This window comes from Actinoplanes sp. NPDC051633 (assembly GCF_040681735.1).
GTDB lineage: Bacteria > Actinomycetota > Actinomycetes > Mycobacteriales > Micromonosporaceae > Actinoplanes.
Genome location: NZ_JBFAZH010000303.1, coordinates 1 through 7349 on the forward strand (window position 1 = coordinate 1; position 7349 = coordinate 7349).

At 72.4% G+C, this 7349-nt stretch carries 7 protein-coding genes and 1 pseudogene; 3 read left to right on the plus strand and 5 right to left on the minus strand.

Annotated features, from left to right (window positions below; translation table 11 throughout):
- Nucleotides 1–19 precede the first annotated feature (19 nt).
- Nucleotides 20–547 (minus strand): alpha-L-rhamnosidase N-terminal domain-containing protein, encoded by a 528-nt coding sequence (locus tag AB0M20_RS18455; RefSeq protein ID WP_364299596.1) that lies wholly within the window; start codon nt 545–547, stop codon nt 20–22.
- Between the two features lie 172 nt (nt 548–719).
- Between AB0M20_RS18455 and AB0M20_RS18460 the strand changes: the two genes are divergently transcribed.
- The 3 genes from AB0M20_RS18460 to AB0M20_RS18470 are packed head-to-tail and all read left to right on the plus strand — an operon-like array spanning nt 720 to nt 3507.
- On the plus strand, nt 720–1625 hold the full coding sequence (locus AB0M20_RS18460; RefSeq protein WP_364299598.1) for an AraC family transcriptional regulator: 906 nt from the start codon (nt 720–722) through the stop codon (nt 1623–1625).
- 60 nt (nt 1626–1685) lie between these two features.
- Complete coding sequence (locus AB0M20_RS18465) at nt 1686–2012, plus strand: hypothetical protein (RefSeq protein WP_364299600.1); 327 nt, start codon at nt 1686–1688, stop codon at nt 2010–2012.
- A gap of 1 nt (nt 2013) precedes the next feature.
- On the plus strand, nt 2014–3507 hold the full coding sequence (locus AB0M20_RS18470; RefSeq protein WP_364299602.1) for an alpha/beta hydrolase: 1494 nt from the start codon (nt 2014–2016) through the stop codon (nt 3505–3507).
- Between the two features lie 10 nt (nt 3508–3517).
- Here the strand turns inward: AB0M20_RS18470 and AB0M20_RS18475 are convergent, their stop codons facing one another.
- The 4 genes and pseudogenes from AB0M20_RS18475 to AB0M20_RS18490 all read right to left on the minus strand — a co-directional run.
- A complete protein-coding gene (locus tag AB0M20_RS18475; RefSeq protein WP_364299604.1) occupies nt 3518–5149 on the minus strand; it encodes a substrate-binding domain-containing protein in 1632 nt (543 codons plus the stop codon).
- Nucleotides 5150–5489: 340 nt separating this feature from the next.
- Nucleotides 5490–6245 (minus strand): cobalt-precorrin-6A reductase, encoded by a 756-nt coding sequence (locus tag AB0M20_RS18480; RefSeq protein ID WP_364299606.1) that lies wholly within the window; start codon nt 6243–6245, stop codon nt 5490–5492.
- Complete coding sequence (cobM, locus tag AB0M20_RS18485) at nt 6242–6985, minus strand: precorrin-4 C(11)-methyltransferase (protein WP_364299608.1); 744 nt, start codon at nt 6983–6985, stop codon at nt 6242–6244. The genes AB0M20_RS18480 and cobM overlap by 4 nt, the downstream gene beginning before the upstream one ends.
- Nucleotides 6982–7349, minus strand: a pseudogene (locus AB0M20_RS18490) (hypothetical protein); the annotation flags it as partial. The pseudogene AB0M20_RS18490 and the gene cobM, both read right to left, overlap by 4 nt.

Genomic DNA, 7349 nt, shown 5'->3' on the forward strand with positions numbered 1-7349 from the left:
TTGCTTTATTCCAATTGCTTTATTGACGTTGAGCCTCGGAACCCTTAACAATCCCAAAACAGGTCCAGCCCGGAGCGAGCTGGTGGTCGCCGACCCGCTCGCCGTTCAGCGTCGGGATGTAGATGCCGTGGGCGCTGGCGTAGAGGCGGGCCTTGACCACGTCGCCGGGCACGTCGATCTCGCCGGCGATGACCGGGCCGTCGCCGGTCGTCGGCGGGCTGACGAACCGGGCGGTCCAGTCGCCCGGGTGCAGCAGTCCCGCCTCGACCGTGGCCGGCTCACTCCAGGGGCTGTCGTTCACGCGTACCCGGACCTGCGCCGCCTGGCGCGACTCGAGCGCCGGGCCGGGCCACGGCACCAGCAGCTGCTCGGGGGAGTCGACGGCGTAGGTCTCGCCGTCGATCTCGATCTCGTACCGCTGCTGGCGGTAGTCCTCGCCGGCGGACGGGAGCTGCCAGGACAGCCGCGGTTCGGCGGTGCCGATGCCCAGCGCGGCGTCGGTGTGGTGTTCGAATCGGACGGGCGTTGGCGCGGGGAGGGCAGTCAATTTCGCTCCTGAAACGATTCATTCAAAACGTGCGCTTCGAGGGGTCGGGATTACGGGATTGTGGCGGGACTGTTTCGCCGTTCCCCCGATCCTGCGGTTCAGGCTGGTCGAGGCCTAGTCCGGACTGAACCTCTGGTAGCACGAAATGCACTTCCGGGCCTACGGTCTAGGCATGGTGGAGCCGCCGGTCGAGAACGCCAGGACGCTGGTGTACTTCGTCGACGGCTACGTCGCGTACGCCGGGCCGTACCGGCACCAGGGCACGCACCCGGCCCACACGCACAGCTTCTTCGAGATCGTCACGATGATCGGCGGAGCTGGCGTGCACCACAGCCAGGCCGGCCGCGCTCGGCTGCGCCACGGTGACGTGATCCTGCTCCGGCCGGGCGTGTGGCACGGCTACGAGGAGTGCCAGGACCTCGACATCATCAACTGCTGCTTCGCGGCGGACCTGCTGCGCCGCGAGCTGTCCTGGACCCGCGAGGACCCGCTGCTGGGCTACCTGCTGTGGACCGGGCCGTATTCCGACGACCGGCGCGGCGTCATGACCACCCACCTCGAGGGACCGGCCCTCGACGAGCTCACCGGCCACCTCGCCGCGCTGGGCGAGCTGCGGGACGCGTCGATGGAGCGGCATCGCGGCGACATCGTCGGGCGGCTCGCCCTGATCCTGGGCTGCGTCGCCCGCGCGGCGGCCGCCGGCGGCGAGTCACCCGGCGCCGGCGTCCACATACACGGCGCGGTCGTCGACGCGATGCGGCTGATGGAGGCGCGGCCGGAGCATCACTGGACGCTCGCCGAGCTGGCCGCCGAGCTGCACCTGGCGCCCGGATATCTGGTCCGGCTGTTCAAGTCGGTGACCGGGCTGCCGCCGATCGCGTACCTGTCGCGGCATCGCGTCGAGCTGGCCGCCGACCGGCTGCTGCACACCGACGAGCCGATCAACCGGATCGGCGAGGCCGTCGGCTGGCCCGACCAGAACTACTTCGCGCGGCGCTTCCGCACGCACTACGGGATGAGCGCCTCGGCCTACCGGGCCCGCTTCGCCCGGGACAAGGTCCGCATCCCCAAGCATTGACGGCGGCAGCTTGCGGCCACCGTGCCGGACGCCGGCCGTGGCATCGGGCACGCTCGCGTCATGGGCGGCGAGATGAACATGTGGACCGACGTGGTCGAGCCGATCGCCCATCGGCTGACCGCGACGGGGGAGGACCTGGGCGGCCGCTGGCAGGGCGGCCGCACGGAGATCCTGAACGGCGAGGCGCAGATCGGCGACGACATCCTGGGCGGCGCGTTCGGCACCGTCTACAACGGCGACAGCGCGCAGATCAAGGCGATCGCCGACCAGATGCCCGGTGACATCAGCGGCGACGGGGCGCTGGCCGTGGAGTGCATCGGCCTCTACACCGGCGCCGACGCGCGGGCCCATGACGGGCTCGCCGACATCATCGGCGACGGGGCCTGAGATGCCGGTCGGAGAACCCACCGCGGAACTCTGGGCGGAGGTACGGCCGCTGGCCGGCTGGCCCGAGGCGGACGAGGACCGGATGCGCGCGTTGGCCGACGCGTGGCGGGAGCAGGGCGACGGCTTCATCGACGCCGGGGCGTTCTCGCTCGGTGAGCTGGAGGCCATGTGGACCGACGACGCGGGGGTGGCGTACCGGGCGCGGGCCGGCGGGCACCTCAACGTGACCAATCAGGCCGGCAACGACATGATCGAGCTGGCGCGGCGCGCGAACGCGTACGCCGACGAGCTGACCGCCGTGAAGAACCAGATCAACGAGATCATGGCGAGCAGCCCGCTGACCGCCTGGGACGACATCGTGCCCGGGTACCGCGCGCAGCACGTCCAGGATCTGGCCAACAAGGTCAACCAGGCGATGGCCGACGGCGCGGCGCGCATCTCCGGTGCGGGCGGGGCACCGCTGGGCCGGGCCCAGCCGCCGCCGGCCGGCTCCGACCCGGCGTCGGTGCGCAGCTGGTGGGAGACCCAGCCGGACGCGGCGCAGACCAAGCTCAAGGACGAGAACCCGGACGCGATCCGCAACCTCGACGGCATCCCGGCCGACGTCCGTGACGAGACCAACCGGCGGGCTCTCGACGGCGAGATCGCCCGCGTCGAGGCGGAACGCGCCGCCCACGTCGCGAACGCCGAGAACGAGCTGTTCTACACCGAGGATCTGCGGGCGATCGACGAGAAGCTCGAGAAGCTGCGCTATCTCGACGGCCTCGGCTCCGACCACTTCATCCTCGGCCTGGACGCGAGCGAGGACGGCAAGGCGATCGTCGCCATCGGCAACCCGGACACCGCCACCAACGTGTCGACCGTCGTGCCCGGCACCAGCGCCCGCCTCGGAAGCATCGACCTCGACGTCCAGCGGGCCGAACGGCTGGCCGCGGCGGCCGAGGCGAGCGCCGACGGGCACGGCACCGTCTCGACGATCGCGTGGCTCGGCTACGACGCCCCGGACGACGTCGGCGCCGCGTTCCCGTTCCAGGCCGACGCCGGCGCCGAGGCCCTCGACCGGTTCCAGGACGGCCTGCGCGCCACCCACGAGGCCGGTGCCGCGCACCAGAGCGTGGTCGCGCACAGCTACGGCGCGGTGGTGGCCGGGCATGCCGCCCGCGACTACGGCCTCAACGCGGACGACCTGATCCTGGTCGCGGCGCCGGGCACCGGCGTCGACCACGTCAGCGAGCTCACCCTCGACGGTGTGCCGCCGGACCAGATCGGGCGCCGCGTCCACGCCATCAGGTCGCCCGACGACTGGGTGCGCATCTTCGCCCCCGACGAGCCCGACGCGATCGGGCACGGCCTCGACCCGACCGACGCGAGGTTCGGCGCGCACGTGTTCGAGGCGGACAACGGCTCGCGCGACGAGCACAACGGCTACTTCGACGAGGGCACGGCCGCCCTCGGCTCGCTGGGCGCGCTCATCGCCCCGCCCGCGCCGCGTTAGGACCTGGTGGTCAGTGCTGCAGCCCGCCGGCCGCCACGTGGATGAACACCGCCGCCACCTCGTCCGCCGTGACCAGCCGGTCCACGTACCCCTCGACCGGTTTGAGCGCGTCCTCCACCACCTTGGCGTCGCCCGGGCTGCCGAACGTGACGACGCTCAGCAGCACCGGCCGCTTCGGGTCCGCCGCGGCCTTCAGCTTGGCGGCCAGCCCGCCCGCGGTGAGCGACTTCTCGTCGGACTCGTTGCGCCCGTCGGTGAAGATCAAGACCTGGTTGGGTACGCCCGCGCGATAGCCGTCACGCGCCGACGTGTACGCGGCCAGGATGGTGTCGTAGAGCCCGGTGCCGGTCTCCAGCGTGCCCAGCTTGTCGATCGCCGACCGCATCGCCTGGCGCCGCGAGTCGCTCAGCGCCGCCGTCGGGAGCAGTTGCCGGTAGTCCTTGGCGCCGTCCAGCTCGCTGCCGAACTCCCACAACCCCATCCGCGAGTCGTCGGGCAGCAGGCCGACCAGCGACCGTGAACCCTTGCGCACCAGGTCGATCCGCGACGACGCCGAGCCGGGGGTGATGGCCGCCATCGACCCGGACACGTCGATCGCGACCAGCAGATCGGTGCGCCGGTCCTCGACGTACCAGGTGGCGAAGACGTGGTCGACGTTGTGCGGGCCGAGCACGTCGAACGGTTTCGCCGCGGGGGTCGGCAGCTCGCCGGTGTCGGCCTGCGCGTCGGCCGGCGTCCGCAGACCGGCGGCCTTGATCGCGGCCGCGCCCTCCTGGCCGGTCAGCTTGCGCCGCAGCCGTTCCAGCGACCCGGCCCGGGCCGGGTCGGCGAGCGCCGGGGTCAGCGGATACCACGTGTAGCGCAGCAAGATCGTGTGATCCGAGCCGGGCAGCGCGACCGCTGCGGCCGCCCCCGACTTGATCGCGGTGCTCAGCGCGTACTCCGGGACGACGCCCACCTCGCCGGCCTTGGCCGGCAACGCCGGACCGGTGGTGACGATCCGGGTCTTCTTCTGCGCGTGGGTGAGCCAGAGCGCGGAGGCGTCCATGTCCACGTCCGCCCACACCGCCTCGGCGGGCCCGCCCGCGGCGAGCATGCCGTCACCCGAGCCGACCGGGTCGCGGATCACCAGGTGCACGTTCGGGTCCTGGGCGACCAGCCTGGTGAGGCCGAGCCAGCCGCTGCCCGCGCCGGTCAGCTTCGCGCCGGTGGCCTGGTCGGTGACCATGTAGAACGGGCTGGTCGCCAGCACCGTCCCGGCGCCGGCCATCGGCGGCTGGGCGACGCTGAGCGTGCCGGCCGAGCCGATCCAGGCCGCGTCGTCCGGGATCCACACGTCGGCGGCGAGCTCGGTGGCGCGCTTGATGCCGGAGCGTCCGTCGGCGGCGGTCACGTCGACGCGTACGCAGTCGTCGCCCTTGGCCATCTCGCCGGCCATCGCCTGCAGAACCGGCGCGAACGACGACGCGGCGACGACCCGCAGCGGCCGATCGCAGCCGAGCGCGGCGGCGTTACCGGCCCGCTGCGGCGAATCGTCGATGCGGGTGACCGCCACCCCGATGATCAGTCCGACCGCGGCGATGATCCCGGCCGCAGGCAGAATCCATCGATCGGCGCCCTTTCCGGCGCGATGCTTGGCCATTGTCCGTTCCGTCCTTGTCGCCACCGGTCCACCCGGCCCTGGCGGGAACCGGCATGCGCCGCACGCCCGTGTGCTTCGATGATTGCGCTCCGATCATGGACAGACTCGGAGGGTGTCCACATCAACCGGGTGACCGATGGCCCTAGTACCTTCGTACCGCCATTGGCCTGTGGAGTCCATCTATGTCGCGGAGGGTGCGCGACTCTTCACAGCCCGCTCAAATCGCACTGACTGTGCGACCTTTTTGGGGCCGCCCGATCGCGGGGTGGATACCCCGGATCCGCCCGACGACTCCGGTTCGCCGGAGGCATCTCGGAAGTGAAATCCGTTCACAGCTCGGCTATTCCGCCGCGCGGACGGTCAGCCACGTCACCGCCGCGTCCACGGTGGGCACGGACGGTGCGGCGGGAGCCGGCGGGCGGTCGACCATGATCACGGGTACACCCTCGGTCCGCGCCGCCACCAGCTTGGCGTCCGCGCCGCCGCTGTCCTTCGTGACCAGCACATCGATGCGGTGCTCACGCAACAGGGCCAGCTCACCCTCGACGGTGAACGGGCCGCGGTCGAGCAGCACCTCCATCCGGGCCGGCATCGGCGGCTGCGGCGGCTCCACCGACCGGGCCAGGAACCAGCAGTCGCCCCGGCCGGCGAACGCCCCGATCTCCTGTCGTCCGGTGGTGAGGAAGACCCGGCCCCCGGTCAGCGCTTCCGCGGCGGCCGTGACGGACGGCACCCGCTGCCACCGGTCGCCGGCCCGCTCGGTCCAGCCCGGGCGTCGCAGGAGCAGCAGCGGCACGCCGGCCTGCTGGGCGGCGGCGTAGGCGTGCTCGGTCATGGTCCGGGCGAAAACGTGCGTGGCGTCGACGATCGCGCCGATCTTCTCGGCCTCCAGAAAGGCGACCAGCCCCGCCACCCCGCCGAAGCCGCCGATGCGCAGCTCACCCGCCGGAATGATCGGGTTGTCCGTCCGCCCGGCCAGCGAACTGATCGTGCGCACGCCGGCAAGCCCGCGACATGCCGTGGCCAGCAGCCGCCCTTCGGTCGTGCCACCCAGAATCAGAACGCGGAGATCGCCGCGGGTCGGCTCGGCGCTCACCGGCGCTGCCGGTTCGCCGAGTACAGATGGCTGTCCGGGAACTGCTCCGCCGTCAGCGCCGCCCCCACCACGATCACCGCCGTCCGCTTGATGCCCGCCTCCCGCACCCGGGGCGCGATGTCGGCCAGCGTCCCCCGCACGACCAGCTCCTCCGGCCGGCTCGCCATGGCCACCACCGCCACCGGGCAGTCCTCGCCGTAGGACGGCACCAGCTCGGCCACCACCTGCTCGATGCGGTCCACGGCCAGGTGCAGCGCCATCGTGGACCGGCTCGCGCCCAGCACCGCCAGATCCTCGCCGGGCGGCATCGGCGTCGCCCGGTGCGCGACCCTGGTCAGGATCACCGTCTGCGCGACGCCCGGGACGGTGAGCTCGCGGTGCAGGGCGGCGGCCGCCGCGGCGAAGGCGGGCACCCCCGGCACCACGTCGTACGGGACGTGGGCGGCATCCAGCCGGCGCATCTGTTCGGCGACCGCGCTGAAGATCGCCGGGTCGCCCGAGCACAGCCGGGCCACGTCGAGGCCGGCCGAGTCGGCGGCGACCATCTCGGCGACGATCTGGTCGAGGGTCAGCTCGCGGGTGTCGACCAGGCGGGCGCCCGGCGGGCACCAGGAGAGCAGCGCCGGCGGGACCAGGCTCCCGGCGTAGAGGCAGACCGGGCTGGTGGCGATCAGGCGCTGTCCGCGTACCGTGATCAGGTCCTCGGCGCCCGGACCGGCTCCGATGAAGTGCACCGTCACGACTCAGCCTTCAGTCCGGTCAAGGGCGGTGGTGGGGTTGAGGACGGCGTGGCCACCGCCCAGATCGTCACCGGCATCATCGCCTGCCATCCGGTGAAGCCGCCGACCGGCTTCGCTCGATGCACCGCGACCCGGGTCAGCTCGCCGCCGAGTTCGCCGTGCCGGCCGGTCAGCACCGCCTCCGACTCCAGCGTCACGGCGTTGGCGACCAGCCGCCCGCCCGGTGGCAGCGCCTCCAGGCACGCCTCGAGCACGCCGTCGCGGGTCACGCCGCCGCCGATGAAGACGGCGTCGGGGCGCGGCAGGCCGGCGAGGGCCGACGGCGCCCGGCCGTGCACGATCCGCAGGCCCGGCACACCGAGAC

What these genes read in the sequence shown, in the direction of transcription:
- AB0M20_RS18460 (WP_364299598.1), top strand. Translation starts at nt 720, where the DNA reads ATGGTGGAGCCGCCGGTCGAGAACGCCAGGACGCTGGTGTACTTCGTC.
- AB0M20_RS18465 (WP_364299600.1), top strand. Translation starts at nt 1,686, where the DNA reads ATGGGCGGCGAGATGAACATGTGGACCGACGTGGTCGAGCCGATCGCC.
- AB0M20_RS18470 (WP_364299602.1), top strand. Translation starts at nt 2,014, where the DNA reads ATGCCGGTCGGAGAACCCACCGCGGAACTCTGGGCGGAGGTACGGCCG.
- AB0M20_RS18475 (WP_364299604.1), bottom strand. Translation starts at nt 5,149, where the DNA reads ATGGCCAAGCATCGCGCCGGAAAGGGCGCCGATCGATGGATTCTGCCT.